Origin of the sequence: Streptomyces sp. NBC_00083, from assembly GCF_026343295.1 — a bacterium.
Lineage (GTDB): Bacteria > Actinomycetota > Actinomycetes > Streptomycetales > Streptomycetaceae > Streptomyces.
In genome coordinates this window covers 1,381,427-1,401,478 of record NZ_JAPELY010000001.1, presented here as the reverse complement: position 1 = coordinate 1,401,478, position 20,052 = coordinate 1,381,427, and the positions used below count along the sequence as shown (strand labels likewise).

General features: G+C 73.4%; 14 protein-coding genes. 11 read left to right on the top strand and 3 right to left on the bottom strand.

Features of this window, described 5'->3' with window-relative positions; genetic code table 11:
- Positions 1-77: 77 nt before the first annotated feature.
- The 4 genes from OOJ98_RS06045 (at position 78) to OOJ98_RS06030 (ending at position 4,873) form a co-directional block, all read left to right on the top strand.
- A complete protein-coding gene (locus OOJ98_RS06045) occupies positions 78-1,340 on the top strand; it encodes a sensor domain-containing protein (RefSeq protein ID WP_267053570.1) in 1,263 nt (420 codons plus the stop codon).
- Positions 1,325-1,972 carry a response regulator transcription factor gene (locus OOJ98_RS06040; protein ID WP_267053569.1) on the top strand — a complete coding sequence of 216 codons (648 nt, stop codon included), beginning with the start codon at positions 1,325-1,327 and terminating at the stop codon, positions 1,970-1,972. Before OOJ98_RS06045 ends, OOJ98_RS06040 begins: the two co-directional genes overlap by 16 nt.
- Before the next feature lie 108 nt (positions 1,973-2,080).
- Positions 2,081-3,235 carry a methyltransferase gene (locus OOJ98_RS06035; protein ID WP_267053568.1) on the top strand — a complete coding sequence of 385 codons (1,155 nt, stop codon included), beginning with the start codon at positions 2,081-2,083 and terminating at the stop codon, positions 3,233-3,235.
- A gap of 147 nt (positions 3,236-3,382) precedes the next feature.
- A complete protein-coding gene (locus OOJ98_RS06030) occupies positions 3,383-4,873 on the top strand; it encodes a DUF1996 domain-containing protein (RefSeq protein WP_267053567.1) in 1,491 nt (496 codons plus the stop codon).
- A 54-nt stretch (positions 4,874-4,927) separates the two neighbouring features.
- On the opposite strand, the gene OOJ98_RS06025 is transcribed toward OOJ98_RS06030, so the two are convergent.
- Positions 4,928-5,317, bottom strand: a complete 390-nt coding sequence (locus OOJ98_RS06025) for a hypothetical protein (protein WP_267053566.1) — start codon at positions 5,315-5,317, stop codon at positions 4,928-4,930.
- A gap of 98 nt (positions 5,318-5,415) precedes the next feature.
- Between OOJ98_RS06025 and OOJ98_RS06020 the strand changes: the two genes are divergently transcribed.
- The 7 genes from OOJ98_RS06020 (at position 5,416) to OOJ98_RS05990 (ending at position 12,482) form a co-directional block, all read left to right on the top strand.
- Positions 5,416-5,997: a rhomboid-like protein gene (locus tag OOJ98_RS06020; protein ID WP_267053565.1), complete on the top strand. Its 582-nt coding sequence runs from the start codon at positions 5,416-5,418 to the stop codon at positions 5,995-5,997.
- Positions 5,998-6,025: 28 nt separating this feature from the next.
- Positions 6,026-6,820: a tyrosine-protein phosphatase gene (locus OOJ98_RS06015; protein ID WP_267053564.1), complete on the top strand. Its 795-nt coding sequence runs from the start codon at positions 6,026-6,028 to the stop codon at positions 6,818-6,820.
- 85 nt (positions 6,821-6,905) lie between these two features.
- On the top strand, positions 6,906-8,837 hold the full coding sequence (locus tag OOJ98_RS06010; RefSeq protein WP_267053563.1) for a hypothetical protein: 1,932 nt from the start codon (positions 6,906-6,908) through the stop codon (positions 8,835-8,837).
- A gap of 369 nt (positions 8,838-9,206) precedes the next feature.
- The gene (locus OOJ98_RS06005; protein ID WP_267053562.1) at positions 9,207-10,094 is read left to right on the top strand and encodes a metal-dependent hydrolase; all 888 of its coding nucleotides are present in this window, start codon (positions 9,207-9,209) and stop codon (positions 10,092-10,094) included.
- Between the two features lies 1 nt (position 10,095).
- Complete coding sequence (locus OOJ98_RS06000; RefSeq protein WP_267053561.1) at positions 10,096-11,160, top strand: PDR/VanB family oxidoreductase; 1,065 nt, start codon at positions 10,096-10,098, stop codon at positions 11,158-11,160.
- Between the two features lie 44 nt (positions 11,161-11,204).
- The gene (locus tag OOJ98_RS05995; RefSeq protein ID WP_267053560.1) at positions 11,205-11,918 is read left to right on the top strand and encodes a TetR/AcrR family transcriptional regulator; all 714 of its coding nucleotides are present in this window, start codon (positions 11,205-11,207) and stop codon (positions 11,916-11,918) included.
- Positions 11,919-11,939: 21 nt separating this feature from the next.
- Positions 11,940-12,482: a GNAT family N-acetyltransferase gene (locus OOJ98_RS05990; RefSeq protein WP_267053559.1), complete on the top strand. Its 543-nt coding sequence runs from the start codon at positions 11,940-11,942 to the stop codon at positions 12,480-12,482.
- 37 nt (positions 12,483-12,519) lie between these two features.
- Here the strand turns inward: OOJ98_RS05990 and OOJ98_RS05985 are convergent, their stop codons facing one another.
- Together OOJ98_RS05985 and pulA are read right to left on the bottom strand one after the other, a co-directional pair.
- Positions 12,520-14,562, bottom strand: coding sequence for an NB-ARC domain-containing protein (locus tag OOJ98_RS05985; RefSeq protein WP_323177881.1), 2,043 nt, complete (start codon positions 14,560-14,562; stop codon positions 12,520-12,522).
- Positions 14,563-14,655: 93 nt separating this feature from the next.
- A complete protein-coding gene (gene pulA / locus OOJ98_RS05980; RefSeq protein ID WP_267053557.1) occupies positions 14,656-19,956 on the bottom strand; it encodes a pullulanase-type alpha-1,6-glucosidase in 5,301 nt (1,766 codons plus the stop codon).
- Positions 19,957-20,052: the final 96 nt, after the last annotated feature.

Sequence of the window (20,052 nt, the reverse complement as noted above, 5' to 3'; positions counted from 1 at the left end):
CGAAACCCCGTGACCTGCGCCGGGGCGCTCGGCGAGACTGGTGACCTCACCACCGGCACCGGCGAAACGGGGAAGCGATGACTGCGACCAAGGCACGGGACGCGCTCCTGGCAGGGGTGCGGGGCCTGGCGCTGGCCCCGCTCGCGCTGGCGGGGTCGATCGTCCTGTTCACCCTGACCGTCGTCTCGATCGGCCTCATACCCATCGGCGTCGGCGTGCTCACCACCCCGCTCGTCGTCGGGCGGCTGCGGGCCCACGCCGACTTCCGGCGCGAGCTCGCGGCCCGCTGGTCCGGGGTGCGGATCGCGTCGGCGTACCCGCCGCCCCCGAACCGGCCGGGTCTCGCCGGCCTGGTCGAGCGGTGCACCGGCGTGCTGCGCTCCCCGGCCACCTGGCACGACCTGCGCTGGCTGCTCGCCGACATGACGGGCGGGTTCATCACCGCGCTGCTGCCGGCCGCGCTGCTCCTGTACCTCGCGTACGGCTGGGTGCTCGCGCTCGGTGTGTGGCGGGCCGTCGCCGACGCGGGCGTCTGGTTCCTCTTCATCCACGTCACGAGCCAGGCGAGCGCGTACGCCGCCGCCGCGCTCGGCACCGCGATCTGCGTGCTCGGCCTGTTCGTCAACCCGGCCCTGCTGCGCGGCCACTTCACGCTCGCCCGCGCCCTGCTCGCCCCCTCGCGCGAGGCCCAGCTGGAGCAGCGCGTGGACCGCCTGACCGAGACGCGGCACGACGCCGTGGACACCTCGGCGGCCGAACTGCGCCGCATCGAGCGGGACTTGCACGACGGGGCGCAGGCCCGGCTCGTCGCCATGGGCATGAACCTCGGCACCATCGAGGCGCTCGTCGAGAAGGATCCGGCGCAGGCCAAGGAGCTCCTCGCGCTGGCCCGCGCGTCCTCCGCGGAGGCCCTGACCGAGCTGCGCGACCTGGTGCGCGGCATCCATCCGCCGGTCCTCGCCGAGCGTGGACTCGCGGACGCCGTGCGGGCGTTGGCGCTGCGCACGCCGGTGCCGACCGAGGTGACGGTGGAGCTGCCGGACCGGGCCCGTGCGCAGGCGCCGGTCGAGTCGGCGGCCTACTTCGCGGTCAGCGAGCTGCTCACCAACGCCGTCAAGCACGCGGCGGCGGACAGCATCTGGGTCGACCTGTCGTACGGGGCGGGCGCGTTGCGCGTCTCGGTCGGCGACAACGGCAGGGGCGGAGCGCGGACCGGTGCGGGCGGCGGCCTGAGCGGGGTCGAGCGGCGGCTCGGTACATTCGACGGTGTCCTGGCCGTCAGCAGCCCCGTAGGCGGTCCCACGTTGGTGACGATGGAGATCCCTTGCGCGTTGTCCTAGCCGAAGACCTGTTCCTGCTCCGCGACGGCCTGGTCAGGATGTTGGAGGCGTTCGACTTCGAGATCCTCGCCGCCGTGGAGAGCGGGCCCGAGCTGACCCGGGCCTTCGCCGACCTGGAGCCGGACGTCGCGATCGTCGACGTCCGGCTCCCGCCGTCACACACCGACGAGGGGCTCCAGTGCGCGCTGGCCGCCCGCCGCGCCCGGCCCGGCCTGCCGGTCCTCGTCCTGTCCCAGCACGTGGAGCAGTTGTACGCGCGCGAGCTCCTCGCGGACGGTGACGGCGGGGTCGGCTACCTCCTCAAGGACCGGGTCTTCGACGCGGAGCAGTTCATCGACGCGGTACGCCGGGTGGCGGGCGGCGGCACCGCGATGGACCCCCAGGTGATCCAGCAGCTGCTCTCCCGCAAGGCGCGGGACGAGCCGCTCGGCGGGCTCACCCCGCGCGAGCTGGAGGTGATGGAGCTGATGGCGCAGGGCCGCTCCAACGCGGCGATAGCCGAGCGTCTGGTGGTGACGGAGCGGGCCATCGCCAAGCACACGTCCAACATCTTCGCGAAGCTGGGCCTGCCGGTCTCGGACGACGACAACCGCCGGGTCCTCGCGGTCCTCGCCTACCTCGACCGGGGCTGAGCGAGGCGGCTGAGCCCGGCGGAGAGGGCCGGGCGGGGCGGGCCGGGGACCGGGCCCCGGGCGGCCGCGGCGGGGCCGGGACGCCGTTTCGGGTTAGCCTGGCACACAATGAACCGCATGATCACGCCCTGGGGCGAGCACGACCTGACCCGATTCCCGGAAGACCCCCGCGACCCGCTGCGGGCCTGGGACGCCGCCGACGAATACCTGCTGCGTCACCTCGCCGCGACCGGGGGCCTCGACCTGTCGGGAACCGTCGTCGTGACCGGCGACCGCTGGGGCGCGCTCACGACGGCGCTCGCCGAGCACGGGCCCGCGCAGATCAGCGACTCGTTCCTGGCCCAGGAGGCGACCCGGGCCAATCTGACGCGGGCCGGCTTCGCGCCGGGTTCCGTACGGCTCCTCTCGACCCGCGACGAGGTGCCCGAGCGCGTCGACGTGCTGCTGGTGCGGGTGCCCAAGAGCCTCGGTCTCCTGGAGGACCAGCTGCACCGCATCGCGCCCTCGGTGCACGCGGGCACGGTGGTCGTCGGCACCGGCATGGTCAAGGAGATCCACACCTCCACGCTGACCCTGTTCGAGCGGATCCTCGGCCCGACGAAGACGTCGCTCGCCGAGAAGAAGGCCCGGCTGATCTTCACCACCCCGGACCCGGAGCTGACCAGGCCCCGCAACCCCTGGCCCCTGACGTACTCCCTGGAGCTGGGCATCGGCCCCGCGTCCGGGCTCGCGGTGACCAACCACGCCGGGGTGTTCTGCGCGGACCGGCTCGACATCGGCACCCGCTTCCTGCTCCAGCACCTGCCCGAGCGCACCGGCCCCGACCACGTGGTCGACCTGGGCTGCGGCAACGGCATCGTCGGCACGGCGGCGGCGCTCGCCAACCCCGAGGCGCGCATCACGTTCGCCGACGAGTCGCATCCGGCGATGGCGTCGGCCGAGGCCACCTTCCGGATGTGCGCGGGCCCCGTGCGGCGCGCCGACTTCCACCTCGGCGACGGGCTCGCCGCGTTCCCGCCCGGCACGGCCGACCTGGTCCTCAACAACCCGCCGTTCCACACCCACCAGACCACGACGGACCGCACCTCCTCGCGCATGTTCGCGGACGCCCGCGCCGCGCTGCGCGACGGCGGCGAGCTGTGGGTCGTCGGCAACCGGCACCTGGGCTACCACGAGAAGCTGCGGCGCATGTTCGGCGCGTGCGACGTGGTGGCGTCGGACCCGAAGTTCGTGGTGCTGCGCGCGGTGAAGCGGGCGCGCTAGCCGCGCACGGTCCGGAATCGGGCGCCGGGGCGCGGATGCGTGCCCCGGCGCCCTTTCCGTGCCCCAACTCCCCTGAATCCCTTGAGCCGTTGAACGCCCCAGGACTCCCAGCCGTATGGAACGGCGCGCTTCGAGCGAAGGAGTTCCATGGGACGCATCGCACGCTCTCCCCGAAAACGGCCGGCCCTGCCCCGCCGCATGATGCTGGCGGCGGCCGCCCTCGTCCTCGGCGGCGGCGGGCTCGCCGCGGTCAATGTCTACGCCTCCGCGAGCGAGGGCGGCCCGCCGGGCTCGGGCGGGTCCGGGCACGGCATGGCGCAGATGCGGATGGTGTCGACCATCGACTGCCCCGACGTGGGCAACTTGCTGTCCACCGTGCCCGATTCGGCTCGGCCGGCCGTCGACCGCAGGCTCGCCGATCTCGATACGCAGATCACCGACGCGTATACGAAGTTCGCGGACAACAAGGACCGGATCCAGCGCGACCCCCGGCTCGCGGACAGCATGGTGCTCGATCCGCTCAAGGCCCGGCGGACCGATTCCATCGGGCGGATCGCCGACGCCACCGGGCAGCCGGACCTGAAGAACCGGGGGCTCGCCGCGTGCACCATGCGCGCGGCCGACACCCCGCCGGACGGCGCGGGCCAGGACGGCGCCGGGGCGGACGGCGGCGCACCGGGCTCCGACGCGCAGGGCGGCGACGCGCAGGGCCAGGCCGTCGCCGCGGGCCGCGGCGGCTCGGGTGCCGCATCCGGGCCCGCCCGCGGCGACTTCGTCGACATCCGGACCGTGCGGCCCGGCGCCGCCGCACCCGCCCCCCGGCGCACCGCCTCCACCGGCAGCTTCACCAGCGACTGCGGGCGCAACCAGAACGGCAAGCGCAACCCCGACAACGTCATCGTGGCGCCCGGCGTGAGCAATGGCGCCCACCACATGCACGACTACGTGGGGAACCAGGCGACGGACGCGTTCGCCGGCGACGCCGACCTCGCCAGGGGCGCCACCAGCTGCCGCAACCAGGGCGACAAATCCACGTACTACTGGCCGGTGGTGCGGGTCCTGAACCAGGGCGACGACACCGACGCAGGGGCCGACGGCGGCGGCAAGGACCGCAACGTCGGCAAGATCCAGACGCCCGTCCAGGCGACGATCACCTTCGTCGGATCCCCGGTGGGCAAGGTGACCGCCATGCCGCGCTTCCTGCGGATCATCACGGGTGACGCCAAGGCGTTCACCAATGGCAACGCCAATGCCAATGCCTCCTGGAGCTGCACCGGATTCGAGAACCGCCAGCTCAAGGACAAGTATCCGCTCTGCCCGCGCGGCAGCAAGGTGGTCCGCACCTTCATGTTCCAGAGCTGCTGGGACGGCCGGAACACCGACAGCGCCAACCACCGCACCCATGTCGCCTTCGCCGACAAACGGGGCGCCTGCCCCGCCGGTTTCAAGGCGATCCCGCAGCTCGTGCAACGCATCGTCTACGACGTGCCCGCCAAGGCCGGCGCCTTCGCCGTGGACTCGTTCCCCGAGCAGCTCCACAAGCCGGTCACCGATCACGGTGACTTCATCGACGTCTTCAGCGATCAGCTGATGGGGAAGGTGGTGAACTGCATCAATACGGGGCGCTCCTGCGCCTGACTTCCCCGCGCGCGTGAGCGCGAAGAGGCACCTGCCGCTGCGCGGCCGGCCCGGTCAGTGTCCGGAATGCATGGTCCCGGTCTCGACACTGCCACCGAGCCGGCCGTGCAGTGCCGTGACCACCGGCTCGCTGCCGACCGCGACCCACTTGCGGCCGACCAGATAGACGCCGCCGTAGTCCTCCGCCTCGTTGATCCACTCGCGCTGGCCCCGGTCGGTGGCGAACGTGGCGAGGACGTAACGCCCGTCACCGGTGGTGCAGTTGGCCTGTCTCAGCTCCGCCGAATCGGTGGAGAGGACGGGGTGGCAGGCGGCCCGCGCGGCGAGCTGCTCCAGTGTGCCGCTCGCGGTCGCCGGCTCGTGCGGCGACGACGACGTACCGCAGCCGGTCAGGAGAACAGCGGCCACGGCTGCCCCAAGGGCCACTCGTGCTTCAGTGCGCATCACCCCATCCTGCACTCAACTCACGGGAAAACAAGGGGAGTTGGAGATTGAAGGAGATCCGACGGGCGGGCCTGACCGCGATGCCCGATCATGGGCGCATGCGTGCACCCCTCCTCGCGCCCGGGTACGTGGGCGGCGTCCAGCTCCTCGCGTACGCCGGCCGGCGGCTGCTCGGCGGCACGGCCCGCCGGGAGCTGCTGCGCTCCTGCTCCACCAACGTCGACAACCTCCGCGCGGGGCGCTGGGCGACGCTCGCCACCAGCGCCCTGCTCGTGGAGGAGCCCATGGAGCTGCCGTACGCGCTGCTCCTGCTCGCGGTGCTCGGCTGCGCGGAACTCGCGTACGGCGCCTGGTGGGCGGCCGGGGTCTTCCTACTGGGCCACGTCGGGGCGACGCTCCTGGTGTACGGGGGGCTCCGGGCGGCCCATGCGCCGCCCGCCACCCGCTCCGCCGTGGACGTGGGCCCCAGCTACGGCTTCTACGCCGTGCTCGGCGCGCTGACCTCCTCGCTGCCGCACGGCCCGGTGCGCGGCGCGGCCCGAATGGGGCTGCTCGCGCTCGCGGTGGCGCCCCTGCTGCGGGCCGGGCGCACCTTCACCGACGCGGGGCACGGCACGGCACTGGGACTCGGCCTCGGGGCGGCGGCGGCCGTGGACTACCGTTCGGTTCGAAACCGGTAGATTTCACCTGCTCAGGAGCCGCCCGCCCATGATCGCGATCCCCGCCACCTCCGTCGCCAACCTGCGTGACCTCGGCTCCACCCCGCTCGCGGGCGGCCACACCGTCCGCTCGGGCCTGGTCTTCCGGGCCGGCCAGCTGGACCGCATGGACGCGGTCGCCGACCCGGCGGTGGCCGGGCTCGGGCTGGCCACGATCGTGGACTTCCGCACCGCCGCAGAGCGCGCCGACCACCCGGACCGGGTGCCGGCCGGGGCCCGCCTCCTGATCGCCGACGCGCTCGCGGACAAGATGACCGCGGCGGGCGCTCCCGCGGCCGCCCAGCTCAAGCACATCCTGGCCGACCCGGCCGTCGCCGAGGAGCACCTGGGCGGCGGCAGGGCGCAGGCCCTGTTCGCCGACACCTACCGCTCGCTGGTCTCCTCCGGCTCGGCCCGCGCCGCCTACCGCACCCTCCTGACGGAGCTGGCCGCCGACGACGCGGGCCCGCTGCTCTTCCACTGCACGGCGGGCAAGGACCGCACCGGCTGGGGCGCCACGGTGATCCTGTCGCTGCTCGGCGCCGACGAGGCGACGATCGAGCGGGAGTACCTGTCGGTCAACCCGGCGGTGCGCCAGGCCTTCGCGCCGCTCATCGAGGGGTTCGTCGCCCAGGGCGGCGACCCCGAGATCGCGCTCGCCGTCATCGGCGTGGTGCCCGAGTACCTGGCGGCGGCCCTCGACGAGGTCGCCACGGCGTACGGCTCGATGGAGAAGTACGCGCGCGAGGGGCTCGGGGTGCCGGACGACGCGATCGCCCGGCTGCGCGACCGGCTCATCGCGTGATCGCCTCGCGGGGCCGTCAACTCGCCTGATGAGTGCGCCGGTTGGGCGGGGGTGACCATCTCCACATTCGCTCGTTTTGCTGAACGTGGCCCCAGAGCAGGACATCCTCAACCCACCCGCCCCCTCCGTCGGCGTCGAGCAGGCCGAGGCCGCGCTCGTCGAGCACTATCCGCGGCTGGTGCGGCTCGCCTACCTCGTCCTCCCGCCGTCCCTCGGGCGCAACCGCCGGGTGGTGACCGCGCACGCCATCGTGCAGCGCTCGCTGCCACGCGGGCGTGGCGGCCCCGGCGACGGCGACGAGGCGCTGATCCCGGCGGCCCGGCGGTCCGAGGCCGGGGCCGGCCCGGGGTACGTGTACGTGCGGCGGCGCGTGGTGCGCCAGGCACTCGAAGCGGGGCTTCCCCTGCGCCGCAGGGCCTGGCCCAAGCGGGCGCAGTTCCCGCCGCTGCTGCCCCAGGTCTGGGGGCTGAGGCTGTTCCCCCGCTCGGGCGGCGCCGACGAACTCGCCCTCGACCAGCGCCTGTCCGCTCTGTCGGGGCCCGCGCGCGCGGCCTGCGTCCTGCGCGCCCTGGAGCGTCTGAGCGACGACGAGGTGGTCGCCGAGCTGAACGCGGCGGGCGCCACCGGGGCGCGGCAGGCGCTCGTGGACGCGGACGCGGTGGAGCCGCAGCCGGGACTCCTCGAATCCGCCGAGTTCGATCCCTGCTCGCTCCAGGCGCGTCCCACCGATCTGATGCGGCGGCGCCAGCACGGGCGGGCCGCGCTCGCCGCGGTCGCCGCGCTCGTGGTGTGCGGGGCGCTCATCGGGCTGCCGGGCGACGGCTGGGGCCCCGACGGCGCGGCCGCGCCGTCCTACGCGCAGAACCCGGCGGCGCAGGCGGCGCTCGACCCCGGCCATCTGCTGCGGGTCGAGCCCACCGCGTGGACGACGGCGACGCGTACGGACTTCTCGGTCTGGCCGGCCCGGGGCGGTCTCACCGGCGACGCGGGGCTGTTGCGGCGGGCGCTCGCCGTGTGGGCGCGGCCGGGCGAGAAGGTCCAGGTGTCGGCGACGCCGGGCACCCCGTCCGGGCCGCCCATGGGCGCGCCCCAACTGCTGTTCGCGGGCGATGTGGACCGGGCCCGGGTGGTGCTCCTGTACGACGGGCTGCGGGTGGCCCGCTATGCCGAGCCGCGCGACGGCACGGCGGGCGCGGCGCTCGACTTCGCCCGGGTGGACGCGGCGGACACGGCCTCCGCGGGCGCGCTCGTGGTGGGCAGGACCGACGGCAACGTGCGCTATCTGACGGCGCCCTGGGTGCGCGAGGCCTCCGTACGCGATCTGCTCACGCCGGACGCCGCGCCGCGCCCGCTGCACCGGGACAAGGACGGGGTGACCGACCCGGTCATCTCGCCCGCGCAGGCCGGCCAGTGCACCTCGTGGGACGCGCTGGAGTTCCGCGACGACAGCGGGGTGCGGCTCATGACCGATCTCGGGGAGCTCGCCCCGGCCCGGCTGACCTGGGGTCCTCCGTCGGCGCCGCGCGATGTCGGCGACCGTGCCGCCCGGGAGGGCTGGGCGCGGACCGCCTGTCTGCTGCCGACGGTCCGCTCGCACGGGGTGCGCTCCGTGAACGACTGGCAGTTCGCCCAGCAGGCGATGCCCGAGAACAACGGCACCGCCGCCTGGATCTGCACCCGCGCCGAAACGTGGCGGGGCGCCGGCAGCAGGGCGTTCGCCCAGTTCCAGGCGCCCTCCACCCGGCACGCGCCGGGCGCCATCGCGGCCCGCGCCGAGAACTCGGCGTCCTGCGGGCCGCGCGAGGCGCGGGTGCTCGCCGGGGTGTTGTGGAAGTCGCGCGGCGGCACCTGGTTCGTCCTGGCGGCGGGCAGCGAGCAGGTGGCCTCGGTGACGCTGTCCGGCGGGATGAGCGCCACCGAGCGGGGCAACCTCCTGGCCGTCCCCGCGAAGGAAGGAGCCCGCGCCGAACTCAACGGCCGCCTCACCGACGGCTCCCCGATCGCCACCCTGCGCTGACCCCCGGCCCGCCCCTCCCCCACCCGCACGACCGGGGCCCCGGCCGGCCGAAGGACCGGGGCCTCGTCGCCGGTCGGGCCCGCTGGGGGGGGAAGGCCCGGGGCTTCCGTCTCCGGTGGGCCCGGCTGGGCCGCATTCGAGGGCCGGTCCGGCCGATGCCGGCCGATGCCGGCCACCGCTCGGGCATCGCTCGACCGTCGGCCACCCTTGCTCGGCCATCGGCCACCCCGCTGGGCCGGCACCCACCCCGCCGGGTTAGCGCCCACCCCCGCCGGGCCCCCACCCCCGCCCGTCGCAAACGCCCGGCCCCGTTCAACAATCCCGCGCAGACCCCTGTCGCTCGGGCGTACCCGTCAGTACATTGACGCCATGTCTAATACGCCGCAGCCCGCTCCGGTCGCGGAGGAGCGCATCGAGCTCAAGGCCCGGAACGTGTCGTTCGCCTGGGACGAGACGCCCCTGCACTGGATACCCGGCGACCCGTTCACCGGCCACACCATCAATGTGCTGCACCTGCTCCTGCCCGCCGGGGAGCGGTGGTTCGTCCACGTCTACAAGCAGGTCCTGCCGTACATCACGGACGACCGGCTGCGCGAGGACGTCATCGGCTTCATCGGCCAGGAGGCGATGCACTCCGCCGCCCACGACGACGTGCTCCCCCATCTGAAGAAGCTCGGTCTCGACCCGACGCCGTACACCGCGCAGGTGGACTGGCTGTTCGAGAAGCTGCTCGGGGACCGCACGCTGCCGCCGGGCCGGGCGCGCAGGTGGTGGCTGATGGAGCGGGTCGCCACGATCGCGGCGATCGAGCACTACACCGCCTTCCTCGGCAACTGGATCCTCAACGCCGAGACCCTGGACGAGCGCGGCGCCGACCCGACCATGCTGGACCTGCTGCGCTGGCACGGCGCCGAGGAGGTCGAGCACCGCTCGGTCGCCTTCGAGCTGTTCATGCACGTCGACGGCGGCTACCGGCGCCGGGTGCGCACCTGGGCCACCGCGTTCACCGCCCTCGCCTTCCTGTGGCAGCGCGGGGCCCGGTTCTTCATGGACAACGACCCGTCGCCCGGGGTCGGCAAGGCCGGCCTCGGGGCCTTCTACCGGGCCGGCCGGAAGGGCATGCTGCCCTCGACGCCCGCCATGCTGAAGTCCATCCCGCGTTATCTGAGCCGCGCCTACCACCCCTCGCAGGAGGGCAGCACGGCGCAGGCCGTCGCCTATCTCGCCGCCTCGCCCGGCGCCAACGGAGGCCGCTGACATGCGCCGTGCCACCGCCCTCGCCCTGGCCGCAGGGACCGCGCTGCTCGCGCGGCGCGCCCTGCGCCGCCGCATCGCGACCTCCCCGCTGTGGCCGATGCCCGCCCTCGAAGAGCCCGTATCGGGACGCGGCAGCCGTCGCTCCACCGTCGTCCTGAAGCTGACCGTCACCGAGCGGACCGAGCCCGCCGAAGGCGTCGTGGCGCTGCGCCTCGAAGCGCTCGACGGGGCCGAACTGCCCGCCTGGGGGCCCGGCGCCCATCTCGACCTGGTGCTGCCCTCGGGCCTGGTGCGCCAGTACTCGCTCTGCGGGGACCCGGCCGACCGCACGTCGTACACCGTCGCCACCCGCCTCATCGAGGACGGCAGGGGCGGCTCGCGCGAGGTGCACGAGCAGCTCCAGGAGGCGGTCGAACTCGCCGTGCGCGGCCCCCGCAACCGCTTCCCGCTGGTGGCGGACGGGCCGTACGTGTTCGTCGCGGGCGGCATCGGGATCACCCCGATCCTCCCCATGATCAGGGCGGCCGAGGCGGCGGGCGCCGACTGGCGGCTGCTGTACGGGGGGCGTTCGCGGGCCACCATGCCGTTCCTCGACGAGCTCGCGGGGTTCGGCGCGAAGGCCACCGTCGTCCCCGAGGACGAGCACGGCCTTCCGGACCTCGCCGCGTTCCTCGCCAACTCCCCCGCTTCCGCAGCCGTTTACTGCTGCGGCCCCGATCCCCTGATGGACGCGGTCACCGCCGCGCTCGGCCCGGGGCGGCCCCCGCACCTGGAGCGGTTCGCGCCCGGCGCGGCCACGGCGGGCTCCGGGTTCGAGGTCGAGCTGCGCCGTTCCGGGCGTACCCTCGCCGTTCCCGCGGAGCGGTCGCTGCTCTCGGTGCTGCGCGCCGAGGTGCCCGGCGTCTCCTACTCCTGCGAGCAGGGCTTCTGCGGAACCTGCCAACAGCGGGTCCTGGAGGGCGAGATCGACCACCGGGACGAGCTGCTCACGGACGCGGAGCGCGACGACTCGATGCTGATCTGTGTATCGAGGTGTCTCGGCCCGAAGCTGGTGCTCGACCTCTAGCCACCTCGACCTCGGGATACACCGTCTATAGGTACTCTGTTCGCATGACGACCGGGGTACGGCGCAGGATGGGCGTCGACGAGCGCAGGCAGCAGTTGATCGGGGTCGCCCTCGATCTGTTCAGCCACCGCTCGCCCGACGACGTGTCCGTCGACGAGATAGCGGCGGCCGCGGGGATCTCACGGCCGCTGGTGTACCACTACTTCCCCGGCAAGCAGAGCCTGTACGAGGCGGCGCTGCGCCGGGCCGCGGACGAGCTGGCGGCCCGCTTCATGGAGCCGCACGAGGGCCCGCTCGGCGCCCGGCTGCTGCGCGTCATGGGCCGGTTCTTCGACTTCGTCGACGACCACGGGCCCGGCTTCTCGGCGCTGATGCGCGGCGGCCCCGCCGTCGGCTCGTCCACGGCGAACGCCATGATCGACGAGGTGCGCAACGCCGCCTACCTCCAGATCCTGTCGCACCTGGACGTCCAACAACCGCCCGCACGGTTGGAGTTGGTCGTCCGCTCCTGGGTGTCGCTCGCCGAGTCGACGGCGCTGATCTGGCTGGACGGGCGGCGGATCGCCCGCGGTGAGCTGGAGTTGCAGCTGGTGCACGACTTCGCTGCGCTGGCGGCGGTGAGCGCGGCGTACGACGCGGAGATGGCGGGGATCATGCTGCGCATGCTGGCGAACGAGCCGGCGGACGGCCCGTTCGGCGAGCTGGTGGACCGCCTGACCGCACTGGTCCCCCAGCTGCCCGCGCCGCGCGTCGGCTGACCCCTGCGGCATGATCGGCGCATGACGCACGACCTCGCACGCGATCTCGCAGACGGCCTCGCACTGGACCGCGCCGGCGAACGCGACCTGGCCGCACTGACCGCCCTGTACGACGGCGCCGCCCGCTGGATGCGGGAGCACGGCATCGACCAGTGGCAGCCGGGCGGCAAGGACGCCGCCCACTTCCGGCTGCGGATGGAGGAGGGCGAGGTGTGGCTCGCCCGCATCGGGGCCGTCGTCGTCGGCGCGTACGAACTGTGGTGGCGGGACGAGCAGGCCTGGGGAGCACGGCCGCCGGTCGCCGGTTACGTCCACCGGCTGATGGTGGACCGGGCGACCGCGCCGCGCGGCACCGGGCGGGCGCTGCTCGCCCACGCCGAGGGACGGATCGCCGGGGCGGGCCTGGCCCTGTGCCGTCTCGACTGCCGCTCGGACAACCCGGTCCTGCTCCGCTACTACGAGGGCCTGGGGTACGCGGTCGTCGGCGAGCTCAAGGCGAAGACGGACGGCGGGGGCAGCCCCTACGCGGTCACCCTGATGGAGCGGGCGCTCCCCGCGCGCTGATCCGGGGCGCCCGCGGCCCGCACCCCGCCGGCTTCCCTCAACTCCCCTTTCCGTGGCGCCCCTTGAGCGCCAGCACCAGGCCGTCGTCCAGGCCGGCGGCCACCCCGCGGCCGAAGGCCGAGTCGTACGCGCCGTCGCCGAGCGCCGCCCGTGCCCGGCGCTCGCACTCCTCGCGGACGGCGGTCAGTTCGGGGGCGCCCATCTGGGCCTTGCCGACCGTGCGCCAGCATTCCTGGCCGACGCCGAGGAGCAGCGCCCCGTCCTCGCCGTCGCCCTGCGAGGCGACCGCGCAGGCCAGCATGTCGAGGCCCATCGCGATGCCGAAGCTGTCGTGCAGGAGCCGTTTGCCGGCGAGCATGGCGCGGGCGTGGGCGGCGGCCTCGGCCGGCCGGCCGACGGCGAGGGCGCCGGCCGCCAGCATGTAGTCGGCGTACGCCCGCATCCAGCGTTCGCCGCGCGCGGCGCACTCGTCGCGCAGCCGGACGGCCTCGGCGGACGCCTCGTCGTAGCGGGCCAGGTTGTTGAGGGCGTAGATCCGGGCGAGCGCGCACAGGGCGCGGCCCGGCGAGAAGCCGGTGTCCTGGGCGAGGGCGTCGTCCAGGATGGCGAGGGCGCGCTCGGGGTCGCCGGGCATCAGGACGCTGCCGCCGTACAAGTAGGCGGCGCGCAGCCGCTGTTCGGGGTCGCGGGCGGCGCGGGAGCTCTCCTCGCCGAGCCGGTGCGCCATCACGAAGTCGCCTTGGAGGAAGGCGCACATGCCGAGCGCCCAGACGGCGGCCGCGCGGTGCGGTCCGGGCCCGGGGCAGCCGTCGAGGGCGCGCTGCAGATAGGCCCGGCCCTCGCGCTGGCGGCCACAGCCGAACCAGACGAACCAGAGGGAGCCCGCCATGTCGAGGGCGGCCTCGGGGTCGGTGGCCAGGAGGTGTTCGAGCGCGGTGCGCAGGTCGGCGTGTTCGGCTTCCAGACGTGCGTACCAGTCGAGCTGGCCGGGGCCCATCCAGGCGGCCTCCGCCTCGTGGGCGATGTGGCGGAAGCGGCGGGCGTGCCGGTCGGCCACCTCGTGGGTCTCGCCGAGTTCGTCGAGCCAGCGCAGCCCGTACTCGCGGATGGTGTCCAGCATGCGGTGGCCGAGCCGGCCCGAGGGTTCGAGACGGGTGCGGACCACCGACTTGTCGACGAGCCCGGCGAGGACCTGCTCGACGGAGCGGGCGGGCAGCGGGCCGCCGGCTCCGATGGCCTGGGCGGCGGCGAGGTCGAAGCCGCCGGCGAAGACGGAGAGCCGGGCCCACAGGAGCCGCTCCAGGGGCTCGCACAGCTCGTGGCTCCAGCCGATGGCGGTGCGCATGGCCTGGTGGCGCGGGAGCGCGGCGACGCCGTTACGGGTGCCGGTGCCAGTGAGCACCTCGAAGCGGGAGCCGAGTCGGGCGGCCAGCTGCTCGACCGACCACAGCTTCAGCCGGGCGCAGGCGAGTTCGAGGGCGAGCGGGATGCCGTCGAGGCGCTGACAGACGTCGGTGGCAGCGGCGGCCCTGGCGGGATCGTCGAAGCTGAGGTGGGGCGCGGCCTCGACGGCACGTTCCTTGAACAGGCTCAGCGCCTCGCCCGCGACGGGCAGCGGCTCCAGGGGGAAGACGCGCTCCTGCGGCCGGCCGAGCGGCTGGCGGCTGGTGGCGAGGACGGTGAGCCCGGGTGAGGCCTGGAGCAGTTCGCCGATGAGGTGACCGCAGGCGCTGATCAGGTGCTCGCAGGTGTCGAGCACCAGGAGGGAGTGTTTGTCGGCGAGCCGCCCGCAGAGCGCCTCGCAGGCGGTGCGCAGGCTCTGGTCGGTGACGTCGAAGGCGTCGGCGACGGTGGCGGCGAGTAAGTCGCGGTCCCGCAGCGGGGACAGCTCCACCCACCAGACGCCGTCGGGATAGCGGTCCTGGGTCCGCCGGGCGGCCCGCAGCGCGACCCGGGACTTGCCGACGCCGCCGGGTCCCGTGACGGTGACCAGCCGATGCCGTTCGAGGAGGCCGTCCAGGGTGGCCAGTTCGCCCGACCGCCCGATGAAACTCGTGCTCTCCGCAGGAAGATTCCCCACCACGGGCACAGTCTGAACCACGGTGCGGCCTTTGACGGAACCCGAGGCGGGGAACAACCGAAATCACTCGTCGAGCGACCTGGAATGATCGGTTCAGCGTTGCTTGAAGACCGCTACGGTGCGGGCCGGGACTGTGAAGCTCCCGGAGCCCTGATCGTATGTGGCCGTCCTGACCACCGGGTCGGACCCCGTGGCCTGGCGCGGATGCAGGGCGTAGGCGGTGCCCGCGACGGCGCGGACCTGCTGCGTCTGCCGCTGGGGCGTCGCGTTGAGGACGACGACCAGCGGGCCGAGCCGCATGGTGATCACGCCCGGGGTCTCGCCGGAGCCCGACAGGGGGAACGACAGGGCGGACTGGACCTGGCCCGCCGTGGCGAGCCCGAAGGCGCTCTCCGAGTGGCGGATCGCGAGGAGGTCCTGGTAGGCGGCCGACGTCCCGTCGATCTGGGCGCAGCCCGGAGTGAGCGCCGGATTGGCCAGCAGGGGCTTGGCGTAGGGCCACTTGGACTGGTTGTCGGCGGCCATGGGCAGCCCGCGGCCGAAGCCGTTGCCGGCCCGGCAGTCCCAGTGCAGGGCGTTGAACCAGTCGCCGCTGTCGAAGGAGTTGCGGTCGAGCGACTTGGAGCGCAGCAGGTCGCTGCCCGCCTGGGACAGGGCGGGGCCCTGCGAGAGCGTGGCCGTGGCGAGCGCCAGGACCTGCATGCGGGCGCGGTCACCGGCCGAGGTGCCGGCGGGGAGCTTGTACGCCAGCGCGTCGTAGAGCGACTCGTTGTCGTGGGCGTCGGTGTAGGCGAGCGCGTCGCCGGGGGCCGCCGCGTAGCCGGCGGGAGCGCCGTTGTAGTCGACGTCGGAGCCCTTGACGGTGCGGCCGGAGCTGTCGGTGAAGGTGTACGCGGCGAGGTTGCCGCTCAGCCCCACCTTGAGCAGGTCCTGGTAGTGCAGGAGGCGGGCCTTCTGCTCGGCCGGGGTGCCGTTGGCGGTCGAGGAGTTGGGGTCGGTGTAGAGGCCGGAGGCGAAGCCCTGGACGCCCGGGTCGGTGTCGAAGGGGCCCCCGCCGCGGACCGCGTCGCGGGCCCGGTCGGAGAAGGTGGCGATGCCGGTGCCGGCCATGTTCTTCTGGGTGGCCTGGACGAAGCGGGCGTCGTCGGCGACCTCGCCGAAGTTCCAGCCCTCCCCGTACAGGATGATCTTCTTGCCGTCGACGCCGTCCTTGGCGGGGGTCAGCGCGTCCAGGGCCTTGCGCACGGCGAGGATGTTGGCCTTGGGGTGGTGGCCCATGAGGTCGAAGCGGAAGCCGTCGACCTTGTACTGCTTGGCCCAGGTCACCACCGAGTCCACGACGAGCTTGCCCATCATGGCGTTCTCCGGCGCGGTGTTGGCGCAGCAGGTCGAGGTGGCGACGCTGCCGTCGTCGAGCAGCCGCTGGTAGTAGCCGGGCACGATCTTGTCGAGGACGGAGTTGTCGGCCTGCCCGCTCGCCGCGGTGTGGTTGTAGACGACGTCCATCACGGTCCGCAGGCCCGCCCCGTTGAGCCCCTGCACCATCTGCCGGAACTCCACGGTGCGGCGCGTGCCGTCGGGGTCACTGGCGTAGGAGCCCTCGGGGACGGTGTAGTGCAGCGGATCGTAGCCCCAGTTGTACGCGTCCTTCGCGGCGGCCTTCGCCACGCAGGCCTGCTGCTCCGCCGAGTCGGGCGCGTACACCTTCAAGTCGCAGGCGGGGACTGCCTGTTCGGACTTCTTCTCGGGGATGCCGGCGATGTCGAAGGCGGGCAGCAGATGGACGTAGGACGTGCCGGCCCCCGCGAGCCGGGCCAGGTGTTTCATGCCGTCGGAGCCGGTGTCGGTGAAGGCCAGGTACTGGCCGGGGTGGTGCGAGGTGGGGTCCGCGATGGAGAAGTCGCGGATCTGGAGTTCCTGGATCTGGGCGTCGCGCAGCGGCACCGCGGCCGGCTTCTTCAGCGTGGACCATCCCTTGGGGGCGAGGTCCGGATCGGCGAGGTCCACGACGAGGCTGCGCGCGGAGTCGGTGGTGAGGGCGGTGGAGTAGGGGTCGGTGACGAGGTTGGTGACGACGCGCTGGACGCTGGGCGCCCACACCGTCACGGCGTACCGGTAGGGCTTGCCCGACCAGGAGGCGGGCCCGGTCGCCGACCAGACGCCGGAGGCGTCGTCGCGGCGCATCGCCACCGTGCGGCCGTCGAGTTCGAGGGTGACGTTCCGCGCGGTCGGCGCCCACAGGGAGAGGGTGGGGCGGCCGTGGGTGAAGACGGGGCCGAGCGAGGCCTTGACGGCGGCGGCGCCGTACACGTCGTCGAGGACGCCCTGGGTCTGTACGCCGGTCGCGGCGAGGAGCGCCCCGTCGGCGGCGCGCTGGGTGGCGATGAGCTGCCCGGTGAGCGAATCGCGGACGCGGGAGCGGTCGCGGGCATCCACGGTGAAGGCCGGATAGTCCTTCAGCTGGGGGAACCTTGCCTTCTGCGCGTCGCTGAGCGCGGACGGCGTCAGGCGCAGCCACCGGCCCTCGTCGGAGAGCGCGCCGTCCTTGACGGTGATGCCGCCGCCGGGCGCGTACACCAGCTGCTGGCTGGTCGACGCGGTCGCCTTGACCTTCCAGACGACGGTGTTCCGGTCGATCCACTGGGCGGCGGACTTGGTGAGGTCGAGCGAGACGTCCGAACCGGCTTGCGGAAGCAGGTACTTGGGCTGTCCGGCGAGCAGCCACACCTCGTTGCCGGAGGCGGCGGTGTCGAGGGACTGGTCGTCGGGCAGGTCCTTCTGGTCGCCCTTGTGCAGGATGTAGCTGAGGGTGGTGGCGCCCTGGGCGAGCGGCACCTCGAAGGTCACGCCGTACGCGTCGCGGCCGGTCGGGGCCAGCGGCTTGGACCAGTCGGTGGGCGTGGCGGCGCCGGTCCAGGTGTGCAGGCCCCAGCCGTCGTAGTCGCCGTCGGGCCGGTAGTAGTGGAGGACCGCCTTGGAGGCGTCCTGCGGCGGGTGGGCGCCGGGGGGCGCCTGCCCGGACTGGCCTTCCTTGCCCTGCGCGATCCACACCTCGCCGGTCGCGGCGAGGTCGACGGTGCGGGCCGGCCCGTCGGCGCTGTCGCCCTTGGTGACGGTGTACGTCAGCGATGAGGCGCCCTCGGGCACCTTGAGCCAGGCGAAGGCGCCGTAGGCGTCGCGGCCGGTGAACGGGGCGCTCGGGCCGTCGCTCTTCAGCGTCCAGCCGTCGTAGTCGCCGCCGGGCCGCTGGTAGTGCACGACCGCGTAGTCGCGCTCCACGGCCGTCGGCCGGGCGGGCGCGGGCAGCCGGCCCGCCGTCGTCGCGGCGGTCGCACTCGCGGTGCGCCCCCGGCCGTCGACCACAACGGCCTTGTAGCGCACGGGAGTTCCGGCGGCCACGTCCAGGTACTGGGTGACCTTGTACGGCGCGTGGTCGGCGGAGCCGAGCGTCTGCCACGCCCCGTTGCCGCTCTGCGCGGCGAAGACGACCCGGTCGAGCGCGTCGCCGCTGACGTCGGCGGACACCTCGACGGTGCCCGAGGCGCCGGCCGCGGGGGCCCTGAGCGTGACCGACGGCCTGGCGGCGGGCACGGGCAGCGGGGCGGCGGCCTTCAGGACGAGGGAGGACAGGGCGGGGACGGTCACCTCGACGGTGGCGTCGGAACCGCTGCGTACGGTGCCCGAACCGCCGTAGAGCGTCGCATAGCCGGCGTGGGCCGCGCCGACCGGAACGCTCACCTTCTTCGTCGCCGTCGCGTTGTTCACGGCCACGACGTACTCGGTGCGGGTCTTGGTGTCGGTGCGCGAGAAGGCGTAGACGGAGTCCTTGGCGTAGCGCTCGGTCTGGACGCCGTCGCGCAGCGCCGGGTTGGCCCGGGTGAGGCGGGACAGGTCGGCGATGGTGCGGTAGAGCGGGTGGGCGGGGTCGTAGGCGTCCGACGCGTGGGTGCGGTCGGTGCCGAGCTGGTCGTCGTCGAGGTAGTCGGGGACCTTCGAGGCGAACATGGTCTGGCGGGCGTCCTTGTCGCCGCCCGCGCCGGTGAAGCCCTGCTCGTCGCCGTAGTAGACGACCGGGTTGCCGCGGCTGAAGAACATCAGCTCGTCGGCGAGGCGGTCGCGTTGGAGCAGTTCGGCGTCGCCCGCCTGCGGGTGGTCCTGCTTGAGGAAGCTCCCGATGCGGCCCATGTCGTGGTTGCCGAGGAAGGTGACCTGCTCGTAGGCGTTGGCCTTGTCGGTGGTGTAGCGGTAGTCGTCGGCGAAGAGCGCGGCGAGCTTGGTGGCGGGCGCGCCCTGGGAGGCGTACTGGCGGGCCGCGTCCTGGAAGGGGAAGTCGAGCGTGGCGTCCAGGCGGCCCCGGGTGACGTACGGGGAGGTCACGGCGGGGTCGGCGGAGTAGGTCTCGCCGAACATGAAGAAGTCGGGGCGCCCCTGCTTCTTCGCGTACGCGTCCAGCGCGGTCGCCCACTGGGTCCAGAAGTCCAGGCCGACGTTCTTGACGGTGTCGATGCGGAAGCCGTCCACGTCGAAGTCGTGGACCCACTTCTCGTAGATCTTCTCCATGCCGGAGACGACCTCGGGCCGCTCGGTCCACAGGTCGTCGAGCCCGGAGAAGTCGCCGTACTCGCCGCTCTCGCCCGCGAACGTCGAATCGCCACGGTTGTGGTACATCGTGGGGTCGTTCAGCCAGGTGGGGACCTTCTTCTCCTTGACGACGGGCGTGTAGGGGAAGGAGTTCGCGTCGACCTTCCGCATGCCGTCGCGGTCGTCGAAGGGGCGGCCGCTGGTGTCGAGGTAGGGGTAGGCGCCCTTGGGCCGGTAGCCGTACTGCTGCTCGGCGTAGTCGACGGTGTCGGCGGTGTGGTTGGTGATGACGTCGAAGAAGACCTTCATGCCCTTGGCGTGGGCGCCGGCTATGAGCCGGGTGAGGTCGGCGTTGGTGCCGAAGTGCGGGTCGACCTGGGTGAAGTCGGTGATCCAGTAGCCGTGGTAGCCGGCGGAGGCGTCCTTGCCGGTGCCCTGGACGGGCTTGTTCTTGAAGATCGGGGCGAGCCAGATCGCGGTGGTCCCCAGCCCCTTGATGTAGTCGAGCTTCCGGGTGATCCCCTTGAGGTCGCCGCCCTGGTAGAACCCCTTGTCGGTGGGGTCGTACCCGGTGTCGAGCCGCGAACCGGTCAGCCCGCCCCGGTCGTTGGCGCTGTCGCCGTCGGCGAACCGGTCGGGCAGCACGAAGTAGAACTGCTCCCGTGTCGCGTCGTGCCGGGCCGGTTCGGCGGCCATCCGCGCGTCACCGGGCGGCGCGGGCGGCTTCGGCGCGGCGGCCGCGGGCAGCGCGGGGACGAGCGCGGCACACAGGGCGGCCGCGACCGCGACCGCCGTTCTTCGCAGGGGGATCACCGGGTGCTCCTCGGTCGTACGGGGTTCTCGGCACGGGAGGTGGGGCGGAGTCGGAACGAATCGGGCCGGGCCGGATCGGGGTTGGTCGGGGTGGTC

Excerpts from the sequence above, each read along its gene's own strand:
- OOJ98_RS06045 (WP_267053570.1), top strand. The coding sequence starts at position 78 with ATGACTGCGACCAAGGCACGGGACGCGCTCCTGGCAGGGGTGCGGGGC.
- OOJ98_RS06035 (WP_267053568.1), top strand. The coding sequence starts at position 2,081 with ATGAACCGCATGATCACGCCCTGGGGCGAGCACGACCTGACCCGATTC.
- OOJ98_RS06030 (WP_267053567.1), top strand. The coding sequence starts at position 3,383 with ATGGGACGCATCGCACGCTCTCCCCGAAAACGGCCGGCCCTGCCCCGC.
- OOJ98_RS06025 (WP_267053566.1), bottom strand. The coding sequence starts at position 5,317 with ATGCGCACTGAAGCACGAGTGGCCCTTGGGGCAGCCGTGGCCGCTGTT.
- OOJ98_RS06020 (WP_267053565.1), top strand. The coding sequence starts at position 5,416 with ATGCGTGCACCCCTCCTCGCGCCCGGGTACGTGGGCGGCGTCCAGCTC.
- OOJ98_RS06015 (WP_267053564.1), top strand. The coding sequence starts at position 6,026 with ATGATCGCGATCCCCGCCACCTCCGTCGCCAACCTGCGTGACCTCGGC.
- OOJ98_RS06005 (WP_267053562.1), top strand. The coding sequence starts at position 9,207 with ATGTCTAATACGCCGCAGCCCGCTCCGGTCGCGGAGGAGCGCATCGAG.
- OOJ98_RS06000 (WP_267053561.1), top strand. The coding sequence starts at position 10,096 with ATGCGCCGTGCCACCGCCCTCGCCCTGGCCGCAGGGACCGCGCTGCTC.
- OOJ98_RS05995 (WP_267053560.1), top strand. The coding sequence starts at position 11,205 with ATGACGACCGGGGTACGGCGCAGGATGGGCGTCGACGAGCGCAGGCAG.
- OOJ98_RS05990 (WP_267053559.1), top strand. The coding sequence starts at position 11,940 with ATGACGCACGACCTCGCACGCGATCTCGCAGACGGCCTCGCACTGGAC.